Origin of the sequence: Agromyces sp. NDB4Y10 (genome assembly GCF_001620055.1) — a bacterium.
Classification (GTDB): domain Bacteria; phylum Actinomycetota; class Actinomycetes; order Actinomycetales; family Microbacteriaceae; genus Agromyces; species Agromyces indicus.
The window spans coordinates 1-14,182 of sequence record NZ_LQGY01000062.1 but is presented as its reverse complement, the minus strand read 5'-3'; the positions used below and the strand labels follow the sequence as shown (position 1 = coordinate 14,182).

14 protein-coding genes are annotated in these 14,182 nt (G+C 72.9%); 3 read left to right on the top strand and 11 right to left on the bottom strand.

Features of this window, described 5'->3' with window-relative positions; genetic code table 11:
• Positions 1–93: 93 nt before the first annotated feature.
• The 6 genes from AVP42_RS14625 to AVP42_RS14600 form a co-directional block, all read right to left on the bottom strand.
• Complete coding sequence (locus AVP42_RS14625; RefSeq protein ID WP_067950331.1) at positions 94–291, bottom strand: Flp family type IVb pilin; 198 nt, start codon at positions 289–291, stop codon at positions 94–96.
• 210 nt (positions 292–501) lie between these two features.
• A complete protein-coding gene (locus AVP42_RS14620; RefSeq protein WP_067950329.1) occupies positions 502–1,167 on the bottom strand; it encodes an A24 family peptidase in 666 nt (221 codons plus the stop codon).
• A gap of 100 nt (positions 1,168–1,267) precedes the next feature.
• Positions 1,268–3,100: a thiamine pyrophosphate-requiring protein gene (locus AVP42_RS14615; protein ID WP_067950327.1), complete on the bottom strand. Its 1,833-nt coding sequence runs from the start codon at positions 3,098–3,100 to the stop codon at positions 1,268–1,270.
• Between the two features lie 108 nt (positions 3,101–3,208).
• Positions 3,209–4,588, bottom strand: coding sequence for an FAD-dependent oxidoreductase (locus tag AVP42_RS14610; RefSeq protein WP_067950325.1), 1,380 nt, complete (start codon positions 4,586–4,588; stop codon positions 3,209–3,211).
• Between the two features lie 19 nt (positions 4,589–4,607).
• On the bottom strand, positions 4,608–5,729 hold the full coding sequence (locus tag AVP42_RS14605) for a polyprenyl synthetase family protein (RefSeq protein WP_067950323.1): 1,122 nt from the start codon (positions 5,727–5,729) through the stop codon (positions 4,608–4,610).
• Between the two features lie 104 nt (positions 5,730–5,833).
• Positions 5,834–6,553, bottom strand: a complete 720-nt coding sequence (locus AVP42_RS14600) for a demethylmenaquinone methyltransferase (RefSeq protein WP_067950321.1) — start codon at positions 6,551–6,553, stop codon at positions 5,834–5,836.
• Between the two features lie 189 nt (positions 6,554–6,742).
• On the opposite strand from AVP42_RS14600, the gene AVP42_RS14595 reads away from it, so the two are divergent.
• Positions 6,743–7,027 (top strand): DUF427 domain-containing protein, encoded by a 285-nt coding sequence (locus tag AVP42_RS14595; RefSeq protein ID WP_067950319.1) that lies wholly within the window; start codon positions 6,743–6,745, stop codon positions 7,025–7,027.
• Between the two features lie 30 nt (positions 7,028–7,057).
• Positions 7,058–8,371 (top strand): isochorismate synthase MenF, encoded by a 1,314-nt coding sequence (locus tag AVP42_RS14590; protein WP_197467037.1) that lies wholly within the window; start codon positions 7,058–7,060, stop codon positions 8,369–8,371.
• Between the two features lie 124 nt (positions 8,372–8,495).
• Here AVP42_RS14590 and AVP42_RS14585 read toward each other — a convergent pair whose 3' ends face one another.
• The 3 genes from AVP42_RS14585 to AVP42_RS14575 form a co-directional block, all read right to left on the bottom strand.
• A complete protein-coding gene (locus tag AVP42_RS14585) occupies positions 8,496–9,353 on the bottom strand; it encodes a polyphosphate kinase 2 family protein (RefSeq protein ID WP_231878652.1) in 858 nt (285 codons plus the stop codon).
• Between the two features lie 72 nt (positions 9,354–9,425).
• The gene (gene menD / locus AVP42_RS14580) at positions 9,426–11,213 is read right to left on the bottom strand and encodes a 2-succinyl-5-enolpyruvyl-6-hydroxy-3-cyclohexene-1-carboxylic-acid synthase (protein ID WP_067950317.1); all 1,788 of its coding nucleotides are present in this window, start codon (positions 11,211–11,213) and stop codon (positions 9,426–9,428) included.
• Positions 11,206–11,643, bottom strand: coding sequence for a PLD nuclease N-terminal domain-containing protein (locus tag AVP42_RS14575; protein WP_082847313.1), 438 nt, complete (start codon positions 11,641–11,643; stop codon positions 11,206–11,208). Before AVP42_RS14575 ends, menD begins: the two co-directional genes overlap by 8 nt.
• A gap of 74 nt (positions 11,644–11,717) precedes the next feature.
• Here AVP42_RS14575 and AVP42_RS14570 point away from each other — a divergent pair, with 74 nt between their 5' ends.
• Positions 11,718–12,026, top strand: a complete 309-nt coding sequence (locus AVP42_RS14570) for a DUF4229 domain-containing protein (RefSeq protein WP_231878651.1) — start codon at positions 11,718–11,720, stop codon at positions 12,024–12,026.
• Between the two features lie 9 nt (positions 12,027–12,035).
• On the opposite strand, the gene AVP42_RS14565 is transcribed toward AVP42_RS14570, so the two are convergent.
• The gene (locus AVP42_RS14565; RefSeq protein ID WP_067950315.1) at positions 12,036–13,031 is read right to left on the bottom strand and encodes a 1,4-dihydroxy-2-naphthoate polyprenyltransferase; all 996 of its coding nucleotides are present in this window, start codon (positions 13,029–13,031) and stop codon (positions 12,036–12,038) included.
• Positions 13,028–14,182: AMP-binding protein (locus AVP42_RS14560; RefSeq protein WP_231878649.1), on the bottom strand; the 1,155-nt coding region annotated here is incomplete at its 5' end. The genes AVP42_RS14560 and AVP42_RS14565, both read right to left, overlap by 4 nt.

The following is a 14,182-nucleotide window of genomic DNA, read 5'->3' as shown; positions in this document are numbered from 1 at the left end:
CTCCGATCCTGATCAGTGCGCTCCGGCCGCACCCTCGAGTGGGTGCGGCCGGAGCGACTCGGATCGCCGGTCGGGACGCCGGCGAGATCCTGATCAGAGGTTCGGAATGATGTCGGTGTTGACGAAGGTGACGACGGCCGGGCCGATCAGCGCGAGCGCAGCGATGATGACGAGCGAGACGAGGCCGACGATGAGCGCGTACTCGACTGCGGTCGCGCCCTCCTCCTTCTCGCGGAGCGTCTCGAGACGCTTGGTGAGGCTGGTCTGGGCCTTTGCGAGGATCTTGTTCATGAGCGGAACCCTTCGGGTCAGAAAATACCGGGACCGCTTTCGCGAAGCGGCAAACGGCACGCTATCCGCGCACCCATACGTGTGCATATGCCCCATTTCGGGTCACCCCTTGTTTGGGGGTGATTCCGTGGGCCGATTGTGTCCGCGCCGTTACCGTGGCGCTGCTAACCTCTTCGGCCGGTTTCGGAGGGCAGGGTCCGAAAGGGCGGTTCAGGCGCCGAAAACGAGCAGGGCCACGAGGGCTCCGGCGAGCATCGATGGCCCGAACGGAATGGATCCGCGCAGCGTCACGCGCCTCGTCGCGAGGGCGATGAGCGAGACGATACCGCCGATCGCGAAGCCGGCGGAGACCCCCACGAACCACGCTGTCCAACCGAACCAGCCGAGCACGAGCCCGAGCGGTGCGGCGAACTTCACGTCGCCCATGCCCATCGCCGACGGCGAGATGAGGGCGAGCACCAGGTAGAGGGCGAACATGCCCGCGCATCCCGCGAGCGCCCAGAGCAGCGACGTCCAATCGCCAGAGATCGCCGAGGCGACCACCAGGAGTACGGCGAGCGCGATCAGGGTGGGCAGCATCACCGCGTTCGGCAGCCGGTGCTCGGTGAGGTCGACGATCGAGAGCACCACGCCCGTCGCCGCGAGCGCGAGCAGCGCCGGCAGCACCGGGTCGAGGCCGAACCGCCAGGCGAGGAGCCCGAACGCCACGGCGGTCGCCACCGCGGACCACACGCGCAGCCGGCGCAGCGGCATCCGCTCGGCCGACGGCCGACGGATCGAACGATCGGCCCAGTCGACCAGTGGCCCCCAGCCGATCGCCGCGCCGAGCAACGTGGGCAGCAGCACCGTCAGGACCGGGACGGCGGCGACGGGCATGAGGTGCAGCGTAGCGGGTCTGCGGGCGGGGTTTCGGTACGGGCGCTGCGCGTCCTACTCGACCACCGGGGGCGGGGTCTCGGTACGGGCGCTGCGCGTCCTACTCGACCACCGAGGGCTCGTCGTACTCCCCCTCGATCCGCACGTACTCCTCGAACCGCGCGAGCGGCGCCCCGCCCTCGGCCCGGAGCGCGCCCGCCATCGTCTCGCGCGCGTCCCGCCCCTGCGGCAGCGGCGGCAGCAGCGGGGTGTCGCGATCGCTCACGAGCTGGATCACCGCGGGCCGACCGGCCGCGAACGCACGCTCCCACGCCCCATCGACGTCGTCGCGCGAGTCGACGACCTCGCCGTGCAGGCCGAGCAGCTCGGCGTACCGCGCGTACGGGAACGCCGGCAGCTCCTGCGTCACCGCGAATCGCGCCTCGCCCTCGACCTCGCGCTGTTCCCACGACACCTCCGCGAGGTCGCCGTTGTCGAGCACGAGCACGACGAACGTGGGGTCCGCCCACGACCGCCATCGGTCGGCGACGGTGATGAGCTCCGCGATCCCCGTCATCTGCATGCCGCCGTCGCCCGCGAGCACCACGGCCGCCCGGCCGGGGAAGGCGAGCTTCGCCGCGAGCCCGTACGGGACGCCGCATCCCATGCTCGCGAGCGTGCTGCACAGGTGCGCATCGGCGTTCTGCGGCAGCCGCAGCTGCCGCGCGTACCAGTAGACGACGCTGCCGACGTCGAGGGCGACCATCGCATCGTCGGGCAGGTGCCCGTTGAGGGCGCGCACGGCGAACTCCGGGTTGACCGCCGCACCGGATGTCTCGGCCCGCTCGTCCGCGATGCGCCGCCACTCGCGCACGTGCTCCACGACCCGCTCCCGCCATCCGTCGGTGCGCACCTGCGGCAGGCGCACGGCGAGCTGCCGCAGGGTCTCCTTCGCGTCGCCGACGATGCCGACCTCGACCGGATAGCGCCGGCCGACCGCCCGGCCGTCGATGTCGATCTGCACCGCGCGAGCCTGCCCCGGCTCGGGATAGAACTCCGTCCACGGGTCGCTCGAGCCGACGATCAGCAGCGTGTCGCACTCGGCCATGACCCGCGCACTCGCGGTCGTGCCGAGGTGCCCCATGGTGCCGGCCGCGAACGGCAGCGACTCGTCGACGAGCGGCTTGCCGAGCAGGCTCGTCACGACGGCGGCGCCGAGGCGTTCCGCGAGCGCGATCGCGTCGTCGACGCCGTGCCGCGCACCCTGGCCCAGCAGCAGCACCGGACGCTCGCCAGCGGCGAGCACCCCCGCGGCACGCTCGACCGCCATGGCGTCGGGCAGCACGCGCGGCGGGCGGTAGCCGACCGCCGAGGTCACGTGCCCGTGCTCGCCCGACGGCTCGGCCGCGGGCTCGTCCTGCACGTCGTGCGGGACGATGACGACCGTCGGCGACCGCGTCGCGAGCGCCGTCCGCACGGCCTGGTCGATCGCCGCCGGCACCTGCTCGGCCGAGACGACCATCGTCGCGTACTGCGCGGCGACATCCGCGAACAGGCGCAGCAGGTCGACCTCCTGCTGGTACTCGGTGCCGAGCACGGTGCTGACCTGCTGGCCCACGATCGCGACGACGGGCGCGCCGTCGAGCTTCGCGTCGTACAGGCCGTTCAGCAGGTGGATGGCGCCCGGCCCCTGCGTCGCCGCGACGACACCCACCCGGCCGGTGTACTTCGCGTGCGCCACCGCCATGAACGCGGCGTTCTCCTCGTGCCTGGCCTGCACGAACTCGGGCGCGTCCGGAGACCGGCGCAGCGCGAGCAGCACCCCGTTGATCCCGTCGCCGCTGTAGCCGAAGATGCGGTCGACGCCCCACTCGCCGAGCCGCGCCACGATCGCGTCGGCGACGGTCGCGTCGGCGCCGCCGCCCTGGCCTGCATCGTCCGTCGAAGCGTCCATCCGGTCACGTTAGGCACGATGGGCGACGGATGCCGCGGGGTTGACAGGGTTTGGGTGGGGGCGGGTCTCGGTACGGGCGCTTCGCGTCCTCCTCGACCACCGGCGGGGTCAGACCTCGCCGCGCGAGATCGAGACCATCTCGTCGCGCGGCACGACCTTGATGCGCGCGCGCTCCTCGGCCGACCCGAGCGCCTGCTCGTGCTCGTCGAGCCGGTGCCATCCGTCGAGGTCGGTCCAGCGGATGCCGCGCGAGTCGAGCAGCTCGACGATCGACTCCTCCGACGGCGACGACGGCCGCCACCAGTTGCCGAGGTCGTTGATGAGGTGCTTGATGGTCTCCATCGCGTCGGACTTCGTGTGGCCGATGAGCCCGACCGGGCCGCGCTTGATCCAGCCGGTCGCGTACACGCCGTACATCTGGCGCGACTGGCCGGTCTCCTTGTCGCGGATCAGCACCTGGCCCTCATGGTTCGGGATGACGCCGAACTTCTTGTCGAACGGGATGCCGGGCAGCGGCGAGCCGAAGTAGCCGACCGCGCGGTACAGCGCCTGGATCGGGATCTCGCGGATCTCGCCCGTGCCGACCACGCCGCCCTCACCGTCGGGCGCGGTGCGCTCGTACCGGATCGCGCTGACCCGGCCGGTGCCGTCGTCGACGATCTCGAGGGGCTTGGCGAAGAAGTGCAGGTGGAGGCGCCGCGACGCCTGGCCGGTCTCGCGCTTGCGCCACTGCTGCAGCACCTTGTCGATGACGAAGACCTGCTTGTTGCCGGCGACCGCGGCACGCGCGGCGTCGTCGTAGTCGAAGTCCTCGTCGTAGACGATCATGTCGACGTCACGCAGCTCGCCGAGCTCGCGCAGCTCGAGCGGCGTGAACTTCACCGAGGTCGGGCCGCGGCGGCCGAAGACGTGCACGTCGGTGACGGGCGAGTCCTTCAGGCCCGCGTACACGTTCGCGGGGATCTCGGTCGGCAGGAGGTCCTCGGGGTGCTTGGCGAGGATGCGCGCCACGTCGAGCGCGACGTTGCCGTTGCCGATCACGCCGACCGACTGCGCCTCGAGCGGCCACTCGCGCGGGTAGTCGGGGTGGCCGTCGTACCAGCTCACGAAGTCGGCCGCACCGAACGAGCCCTCGAGCTCGACACCCGGGATGGTCAGCGACGCGTCGCGCACGGCGCCCGTGGCGAAGATGACCGCGTTGTAGTGCTGCTTCAGGTCGTCGAGGGTGAGGTCGGTGCCGTACCGCACGTTGCCGAAGATGCGGATGTCGCCGCGGTCGAGCACCTCGCGGAGGGCGGTGATGATGCCCTTGATGCGCGGGTGGTCGGGCGCGACGCCGTACCGGACGAGCCCGTACGGGGCGGGCAGGTGGTCGAAGAGGTCGATGGAGACGTCGAAGTTCCGCTCGGCCTTGAGCAGGATGTCGGCGGCGTAGATGCCCGCCGGTCCGGCGCCGATGATGGCCAGGCGCAGCTTGTTCCTCGTCACCTGCAGGGTCCTCCTGTGATCAGCTCGATCGCTCGACGATGGTGTCGGCGAAACGCGTCAGCGCCTTCTTGACGCTGCCCTCCGGAACCGGCGCGAGCGCCGCGACCGCCTCGCGTGCCCAGCGGTGCGCCTCGGCGAGCGTGGCGCGCGTGGCCTCGTGCTCGCGCAGCTCGTCGACGAGGGCGTCGATCGTCGCACGCGACGGCACGATTCGCGAGGCACCGGTGTTGGTGTCCATGGGGTCGTCGACGCCGACGCCGTCGGGCGGCAGGACGTCGCGGCGGATCCGCTCGAGCAGGTCGGCCGACGCGGCATCCGTCTTCGCCAGGTCTTCGAGGCGCAGCAGCGGCAGGGTCACGACACCCGCCCGCAGGTCGGTGCCCGGGACCTTGCCCGTCTCCTCCGGCTGCGGCGACAGGTCGATGACGTCGTCGATGAGCTGGAAGGCCACGCCGATCTTCTCGCCGAAGTCGACGATGGGCGCCTCGAGCGCCGGGTCGGCGTCGGAGAAGACGATGCCCGACTGCGCGGCGGCCGCGATGAGCGAACCGGTCTTGTCGGCCAGCACCTGGATGTAGTGCTCGATGGGGTCCTCGTCGGGGTCGGGCCCCACGGTCTCGTTGAGCTGCCCCAGCACGAGCCGCTCGAAGGTGTCGGCCTGCATGCGGATGGCGCGCTCCCCGAGCTTGGCCATGAGCTGGCTGGCGCGCGCGAAGAGCAGGTCGCCGGTGAGGATCGCGACCGAGTTGCCCCACACGTTCTGCGCCGTCGGCACGCCGCGGCGACGATCGGACTCGTCCATGACGTCGTCGTGGTACAGCGAGCCGAGGTGCGTGATCTCGATGGCCATGGCGGCGGTGACCACGTCGTCGACGATGCCCTTGCCGAGCTGCGACGTGAGCAGCGTGAGCATGGGACGCACGCGCTTGCCGCCGGCCTCGAGCAGGTAGCGCCCCGAGACGTCCGCGAGCGAGTCGGCGAAGCGCACCTCGTCGACCAAGCCGGCCTCGACGCGGTCGAGCCCGTCGTCGATGGCGTTCGCCATCGCCCGGTCGGCCGACGACGCGAACACGCGCTCGCTGAGGCCGAGGTTGGCCGCGAGCTTCGACCCGCGGCGGACGACCGGATGGCTCGGATTCACGTCGCCAAGCCTACCGAGAGCGAGCCGAGCGGATGCTGCGAGCTTGTCGAACGCGAACCGGCCCACGCTCCATCGTGGCGGTCGCGGTACGGGCGCTGCGCGTCCTACTCGGCGGCCGTGCCCTCAGGCTTGCGCCCGCGGTGCAGCGCGACGATGCCGGCGGTGAGGTTGCGCCAGGCGACATCCGCCCAGCCGGCCTCCCGGATCCACGCCGCGAGGGTGGGTTGGTCGGGCCAGGCGTTGATCGACTCGTTCAGGTACTCGTAGGCGTCGTCGTTCGAGCTCGACAGCTTCACCAGGTGCGGCATGATCACGCGCTGGTAGAAGTCGTAGCCGGCGCGCACGATGCCGACGGGCGGGTGCGAGAACTCGCACACCACGAGGCGTCCGCCGGGCTTGGTCACCCGCAGGAACTCCGCGAGCGCGACCTTCGGCTCCTTGACGTTGCGCAGGCCGAACGAGATCGTGACCGCGTCGAACGACGCGTCGTCGAAGGGCAGGTCCATCGCATCCGCCTCGACGAACACGAGGTTCGGCACGTGCGCCTGCCGACGTCGGCCGACCTCGATCATGCCGGGCGAGAAGTCGGCGGCGACGACGCTCGCGCCCGACTTGGCGAGGCTCGCGCTCGAGGTGCCCGTGCCGGCGGCGACGTCGAGGATCCGCTCCCCCGGCCTCGGCGCGACCGCCTTCGTCGTGGCGACGCGCCACAGCGACGCGTTGCCCACCGAGAGCACCGTGTTCGTGCGGTCGTACCGCGCGGCGACCCGGTCGAACATCGCCGAGACGTCACGGGGGTCCTTGCCGAGGTCAGCGCGCGCCATGCTGCGAGTCTACGTTTCGGCGCTGAACGCCGCCGGGGAGCCGAGCGCCGCCGTTCCCGCCCGAAACCGGGCATCCCCTGTCGGAACCCTGTGAGATTCCATGCAATGGGATGGACCACCGCGCCATCCGCGTTGGAATCACGTGACGGACGCGGCGCACCTGCCGCCGCAGGACACAGGAGGAACGGCATGAAGGCGATCTGGAACGGCACGGTCATCGCGGAGTCCGACGACACGGTCGTCGTCGAGGGCAACCACTACTTCCCCCGCGAGGCGATCCGCCCCGAGTTCTTCGCCGACAGCGACAACCGCAGCGTCTGCCACTGGAAGGGCACCGCGAAGTACTTCCATGTCGAGGTCGACGGCCAGCGCAACCCGAACGCCGCCTGGTACTACCCCGAGCCCTCCGAGGCTGCGGCCGAGATCCGCGACCATGTCGCGTTCTGGCGCGGCGTCGACGTCGTCCCCGCGTAGCGGCCCGCGCCCGCGGCGTAGGCTGGTCCGGTGACGCGAACGGATGCCGCGGCGCCGGCCGACGCCCACACCAGCGCCCCCGCGCGACTGCGCGTCCGCACGATCGCGGTCGACGAGACCGCGCCGCTCGTGCCGCGGCTCGACCCGCGGCATCCGCTGCTCTGGATGCGCCGCGGCGAGGGCATCATCGGGCTCGGCGAACTGCTGCGGATCGAGACCCGAGGTCCCGACCGCATCGCCGACGCCGCCCGCGAGTGGCGGCGGCTCGTCGAGCAGGCCGACCTCGACGACCGCGTCGGCCTGCCGGGGTCCGGACTCGTGGCGTTCGGCGCCATCGCGTTCGCCGATCGATCCGCGGCGACGAGCGTGCTCGTCGTGCCAGAGATCGTGCTCGGCCGGCGCGACGGTCGCGCCTGGGTGACGCGGATCGAGCGGCTCGACTCGGCCTCAGGCGAGCCCGCCCCGGTCGAACTGCCCGAACCCGCGCCGAAGCGTGACGTGCCCCGGGTGCGGTTCACGCCCGGCGCGATGCCGCCGGAGGCATATACCGCGGCCGTCGGCGACGCCGTCGCCCGTATCGACGGCGGCGACTTCGAGAAGGTCGTGCTCGCGCGGGAGCTCGTCGGCGAGCTGCACGAGGACGCCGGGCTGCGCGCCGCGCTCGCGAAGCTCGCCGACGACTACCCCGACACGTGGGTCTTCGCGGTCGACGGCCTGATCGGCGCGAGCCCCGAGACCCTCGTGCGCGTCGACCACGGGACGGTCTCGGCGCGCGTGCTCGCGGGCACCGCGTCACGGGGTCGCGACGCCGCGTCCGACCGCGAGCAGGCGGCCCGCCTGGCCGCATCGCACAAGGACCTCGCCGAGCACGCCCTCGCCGTCGAGAGCGCGGTCGCCACGCTCGCGCCGCACACCGCGCGCCTCGACGCCAGCCCCGAGCCGTTCACGCTGCAGCTGCCGAACCTCTGGCACCTCGCGACCGATCTCAAGGGCACCCTGGGCGACGGCTCGAGCTCGCTCGATCTCGTGCAGGCGGTGCATCCCACGGCCGCGGTCGCCGGCACGCCGCGGGAGGTCGCGCTCGCGGCGATCGCCGAGCTCGAGGGCTTCGACCGCGGTCGCTACGCCGGCCCGGTGGGGTGGATCGACGCCGACGGCGACGGCGAGTGGGCCATCGCGCTGCGCTGCGCGCAGGTCTCGCCGGATGGCACGGTCCGGGCATATGCCGGTTGCGGCATCGTGCACGACTCGGTGCCCGCCGACGAGCTCGCCGAGACCGACATGAAGTTCCGCCCGATCGTCGAGGCGTTCGGGGCGCCCCCGCCTTCCCCGCCGATCCCGTAGCGTAGCCCGGTGGTCGAGTAGGACGCGAAGCGCCCGTACCGAGACCCGGTGGTCGAGTAGGACGCGAAGCGCCCGTACCGAGACCCGGTGGTCGAGTAGGACGCGAAGCGCCCGTACCGAGACCTCAACTCGCCTCGAGCCGCGCCTTCAGCTCCTCCACGTCGAAGTCGGCGACGGGCCAGTCGAGGTTCATCGCCTCGAGCGCGTCGATGAGCAGGTGCTGCACCGCGAGCCGCGCGTACCACTTGCGGTCGGCGGGCACGACGTACCAGGGCGCGTGCGGTGTCGTCGTGCGGTCGAACACGAGCTGGTAGGCCTCGCGGTACATGGGTGCGAGCAGGCGCTCGTCGATGTCGCCGGGGTTGAACTTCCAGTGCTTGTCGGGGCGCTCGAGCCGCTCCATCAGGCGCTGCTTCTGCTCCTCCATCGAGATGTGCAGCATGACCTTGATGATCGTGACGCCCGAGCCGGCGAGCTCGGCCTCGAACTCGTTGATGGCGTCGTACCGCCGCTCGATCTCCTCGGGCGGGGCGAGTTCGCGCACCCGGGCGATGAGCACGTCCTCGTAGTGCGACCGGTCGAAGACGCCGATGAGTCCGGGGCCGGGCAGCTCCTTCTCGATGCGCCAGAGGAAATCGTGCGCGAGTTCCTCCTCGGTGGGCTTCTTGAACGCCGCGAACTGCACGCCCTGCGGGTCGACGGCGCCCATCACGTGCCGCACGATGCCGCCCTTGCCGGCGGTGTCCATCGCCTGCAGCACGAGCAGGATGCGGCGTGGATCGCCGCCCATGCGGCTGCCGGCGAACAGCTGCTCCTGTAGCCCGGCGAGAATCTCCGCACCCTGGGCGAGCGACGCCTCGGCCGCGTGCTTGTCGCCGTCGTAGCCCGGCGTGCTGCGCGGGTCGACCTCGTCGAGGCGGAACCCCTGCCGCACCCGCAGCTGGTCGGACGGGTCCTCGTTCCAGTACGTCTCCAGCCCCACGCCGATCCCCTCTCGTCGCGGCAGCGGCGCCGCTCCCCCATCATCGGGGCGTGACGGATGCCGCGGCAAGGGTCAGCGCTCGAGCGGCACCTCGAGCAGGGTCGGTCCGGTGACGGCGGTGCCGAGCGCCTCGTCGAGTTCGCCGCGCGTCGACGCTCGCCGGTACTCCCAGCCGTAGGCCCCCGCGAGCTGCGCGACGTCGACCCGCTGCGGCGTGTACTGGACCCGGTCGAACGCCTCGCCCGGGGCGGATGCCGCCACTTCGAGCGCGTCGAAGATGGTGCCGCCGCCGTCGTTCCCGACGATCACGAGCACGCGTGGACGGGGTTCGCCCTCGCCCAGCAGGAGCGAGCCGACGTCGTGGAGCAGGGTGAGGTCGCCGATGAGGGCCCGGGTCGTGCCGTGCGCGTGTTCGCCAGCCTGGCTCGCGACGGCGATGCCGAGGGTCGTGGCGACGGTGCCGTCGATGCCCGCGAGCCCGCGGTTGGCGTGGGCGAGGATGCGGCGGCCGGGCACGACGCGGTCGGCGTCGCGGATCAGTCGGGACGCCCCGAAGACGAGCCGGTCGTGCGGCCAGGTCGCGGCCCACAGCGACTCGACGAGCATGCGCCGGTCGACGGGCTGTCGGATCCGCGCGAGCTGGTCGCGCAGGTAGCGGCGCTGGGCGGCGAAGTCGGAGACGTGCCCGGTCTCGTCGACGCCGCTCCGGATGGGCTCGCCGTCGGCACCGTCGGTCTCGGATCTCCCGTCCGCCGCGTCGAGGAGCATGCGGCTCGCCCGCACCCACCGGCCGGTCCACGCGCGCTCCTCGGCGGTCGGCTCGTGCGGTTCGACCGCGACGGCTCGCTCGAACCGGTCGACCGCGTGCCCGGGGTTGAACCACTCGATGCCCCACGGCGCCACGGCGATCGCCTCGACGTCGCGTCGCTGCACGAGCGCGGGCACCTCGCGCGAGAGGGTCGGATGCCCGAACACGATCGCCCGCTCCACCTCGTCGCCGAAGCCCGGCTCCGTCAGCAGCTCGCGGTACGCGACGACGAGGTTCGGTCCGAAATGCGCCCCGCTCGTCACCTCGGCGAGGAGCGGCCACCCGCCGGCGCGAGCGAGTTCCTCGGCCTCCGGGCCGGCTCCGGCGCCCGCGACGACGACGGTACGGGGACCGTGCGCGAGTCGGGCGACGTGCAGGCCGGTGCGGTCGGCGTCGGCGGTGCGGGTGACGGATGCCGCGGCATCCGCCATCGGCACCTCGCCCGCCGCGAGCGCGACCGGCGTCGACAGCGGCTCGCGCAGCTGGAGGTTCAGGTGCACCGGACCCGGGCCCGGGCGCGGCACGAGCCCCCCGTCGGCGTCGACGCCGATCGCGGCCCGGTACGCCTCGCGCGCGAGGGCGGCCGCGGCATCCGCCTCGCCCGCGCGCCCCTCGGGCGCCTCGACGTCGCGCTCGAGTCGCACCGCGCCCGCGAACATGCCGGGCTGCACGGTGGTCTGGTTCGAGCGGATGCCGCGCAGCTCGGCGGGCCGGTCGGCCGTGGCGAGGATGAGCGGCACGCCCGCGTGGTGCGCCTCGAGCACCGCCGGGTGCAGGTTGGCCACCGCCGTGCCGGAGGTCGTGACGACCACGGCCGGGCGCCCCGTCTCGACGGCCAGCCCGATGGCGAGGAATCCGGCACCGCGCTCGTCGATGCGCACGTGCAACCGCAACGCGCCGACCCGCTCGAGTTCGGCGGCGGCGAGCGCGAGCGCCTGCGACCGCGACCCGGGCGCCACGACGACGTCGGTCACGCCGAGGCGGACGAATTCGGAGAGCAGGGCGAGCGCCGATGCCGTCGCCGCGGAGGCGACGGCGGGCGCGTCACGCATTCGGCCGGCCCGAGCCGCCGGGCTCGCCGGGGTTGTCGTTGCCGTCGGGTCGGCGACCGTCGGTGCCGAGCGCGTCGTCGGGGTGCTCGCGCGTGTCGGGGGCGTCGGAGTCGAGCTCGGCGAGTTCCTGCTCGAGCTTGCGGATGCGCTCCTCGTGGGCCGCATCCTCGCGGAGGCGACGCAGGAACTCGGGGTCGTCGTCGGGCGCGTTGCTGCGGCGACCGCCGCCGCGGCCGAACTTCAGGGGCCGGCCGCGACCGACCACGAACCAGAGCGCGCCGCCGATGACGGGCACGAGGAGGATCACGACGATCCACCACCCGCGCGGCAGCCCGCGGATGCGGGAGCGATCGAAGAGGGCGCAGTCCACCACGGCGTAGATCGTGAAGACCACCACGGCCACGATCGCGATCACCCAGAAGCGGACCATGTCCTGATTCTAGGCGCGCAGCATCACGGTCGGCTGGGAGCGGTCACCCAGAATCGGGCTCCTACACTGATCGGGTGAACGCGCTCCCCCTCTGGCTCCGATACACGCTGCTCCGCGTGCTGCTGTTCGCGGCGCCGCTCGCCGTGCTGCTCATCGCCGGGGTCACCCCGTGGATCGCCGTGCTCGTCGCGGCCCTCTTCGGCTTCAGCGCGTCGCTCATCTTCCTGCGCCGCCAGCGCGAGCAGCTCGCCACCGACCTGTACGCCGCGCGGCACCGCGAGGCGCCGGTCACCCGCGACGACGACGAGGTCGAGGATGCCGCGGTCGACGCGTCGACCGTCGATGCGTCGACCGCCGACGACGAGCGCCGCGCGGCCGAGTAGCGGCATGCGCTACAGCGCGAAGGCGAGCCCCAGCCCGACGCCGTAGGCGAGGGCGGTGAGGCTCGCGAGCTGCAGTGCCGAGATGAACTCGCGCGGCGTGCGGCCCCACCCGACGATGACGCACGCGGGGATCGCGGCGAGCAGCGCGAAGAGCACCAGCGTCGCGGTCGGGTAGACGAACGACCAGAACACGACCAGCCCGAACGGCAGCAGCAGGAACACCGCGAAGAGGATCCGCGACACGAGCGGGCCGACGAGCACGCTCAGGGTGCGCTTGCCCGCCGCGCGGTCCTGGTCGATGTCGCGGAGGTTGTTGGCCATGAGCACCGCGCACGCGATGAGGCCGACGCCGGCGCCGCCCGTCCACGCCTCGAGGTTCACGTCGAGCGCTTGCACGAACGCCGACCCGGCCGTCGCGACGAGGCCGAAGAACACGAACACGAACAGCTCGCCCAGGCCGGCGTAGCCGTACGGCCGCTTGCCGCCCGTGTAGAACCAGGCCGCGACGATCGCCGCCGCGCCGACGGCGAGCAGCCACCACTGCTGCGTGAGGATCACGAGCACGAGCCCGGCGACGGCCGCGATGCCGAAGAAGACGAGCGCGACCGCGAGCACCCGCTTGGGCGGCACGAGGCCCGACCCGGTCAGCCGCGACGGACCCACGCGGTGCGCGTCGGTGCCGCGGATGCCGTCGGAGTAGTCGTTGGCGTAGTTCACGCCGACCTGCAGGGCGAGGGCGACGATGAGCGCGAGCACGAACCGCCACGGATGCCACGGCTCGTCGACGAACGAGAGCATGAGCACGCCCGCACCGGTGCCGAGCGCGACGGGGGCGATCGCGAGCGGCAGGGTGCGCAGGCGTGCACCCGCGACCCAGTCGCGCCAGGTGATCGGACCGCGCTGCACGGCGGGCGCGGTCGCCGCCTTGGCCGGGTTGCCGGAGCGCCCCGGAGGACGGCCCTTCGACGGGGTCTTCGACGCCGCGATCCTCGCGGACGGGTTCATGCGCTGGGGTTTCGGGCGTGCCACCCCGACATCGTATTCGGCGCGCCGCCCCCGTTCGAGACCGCGGCGCGGGCGAGGGCGGATGCCGCGACCCGGTCGGGCTTGCCCGACGCGAGCCTCGGCAGCTCGCCCGCGGGCGGGCGCACCACGAGCACGGGGCGTGCGGCGGGCGGCAGGCCCGCGGCATCCGTCGCCGTTCGCAGTGCCGCCAGCGCGTCGGAGCCGGGGTCGGCCGTCGCCGAGACGACGATCGCGACGCGCTCGCCCCACGCGGGATCGGGCACGGCGACCGCGACCGCGTCCGCGAAGCCGGGCACCCCCTGCACGGCCCGCTCGACCTCGCCGAGCACGACCTTGACCCCGCCCGACGTGATCACGTCGTCGGCGCGTCCGCGCACGCGGAGCACGCCCTCCGCGTCGATCGAACCGAGGTCGCCGGTGCGGTACCAGCGGAGGCCCGCGGCATCCGTCGCGAACGCGGCCCCCGTGCGGGCGGGGTCGTCGAGGTAGCCGTCGGCGAGCGTCGGTCCGCCGAGCTCGAGCTCGCCGTCGACGGTGCGCGCGAGCACCCCCGGCAGCGGCCGACCGTCGTACACGCAGCCGCCCGCCGTCTCGCTCGAGCCGTACGTGCGCACCACCCGCGCGCCGAGGGCGGCGGCCCGCTCTACCAGGGCCGGATCGACGCGCTGGCCGCCGACGAGGATCGCCGCGTACCGCCCGAGGTCGCGGGCGAGGTCGCCCGACGGATCGGCCTCGGCGGCCTCGACCACGCGAGCGAGCTGCACGGGCACGAGCGACGTGTACCGCGGCAGGGCGTCGCGCAGGCGCATGAGGCGCGCCGTCGCCACTGCGAAGCCCTCGGCGGTGAACGGCTCGCCCGGTGGCATCGCCGCGGGCGGGGCGCCGGCGACGATGCCGCGCACGAGCACCTGCACGCCCGCGATGTAATGCCCCGGCAGCGCGAGCAGCCATCGGCCGTGTCCGCCGAGCACCGCGGCGGAGGCCTCGGCGCTGGCCCGCAGCGCGTCGGCCGAGAGCAGCACGCGCTTGGGCGCCGCCGTCGAGCCCGAGGTCTCCACGACGACGGCCACGCCGTCGCCCACCTCTGCGACCGGCGTGGGCGCGGGCGCGGCGGCGGGCTCGGCACCGGC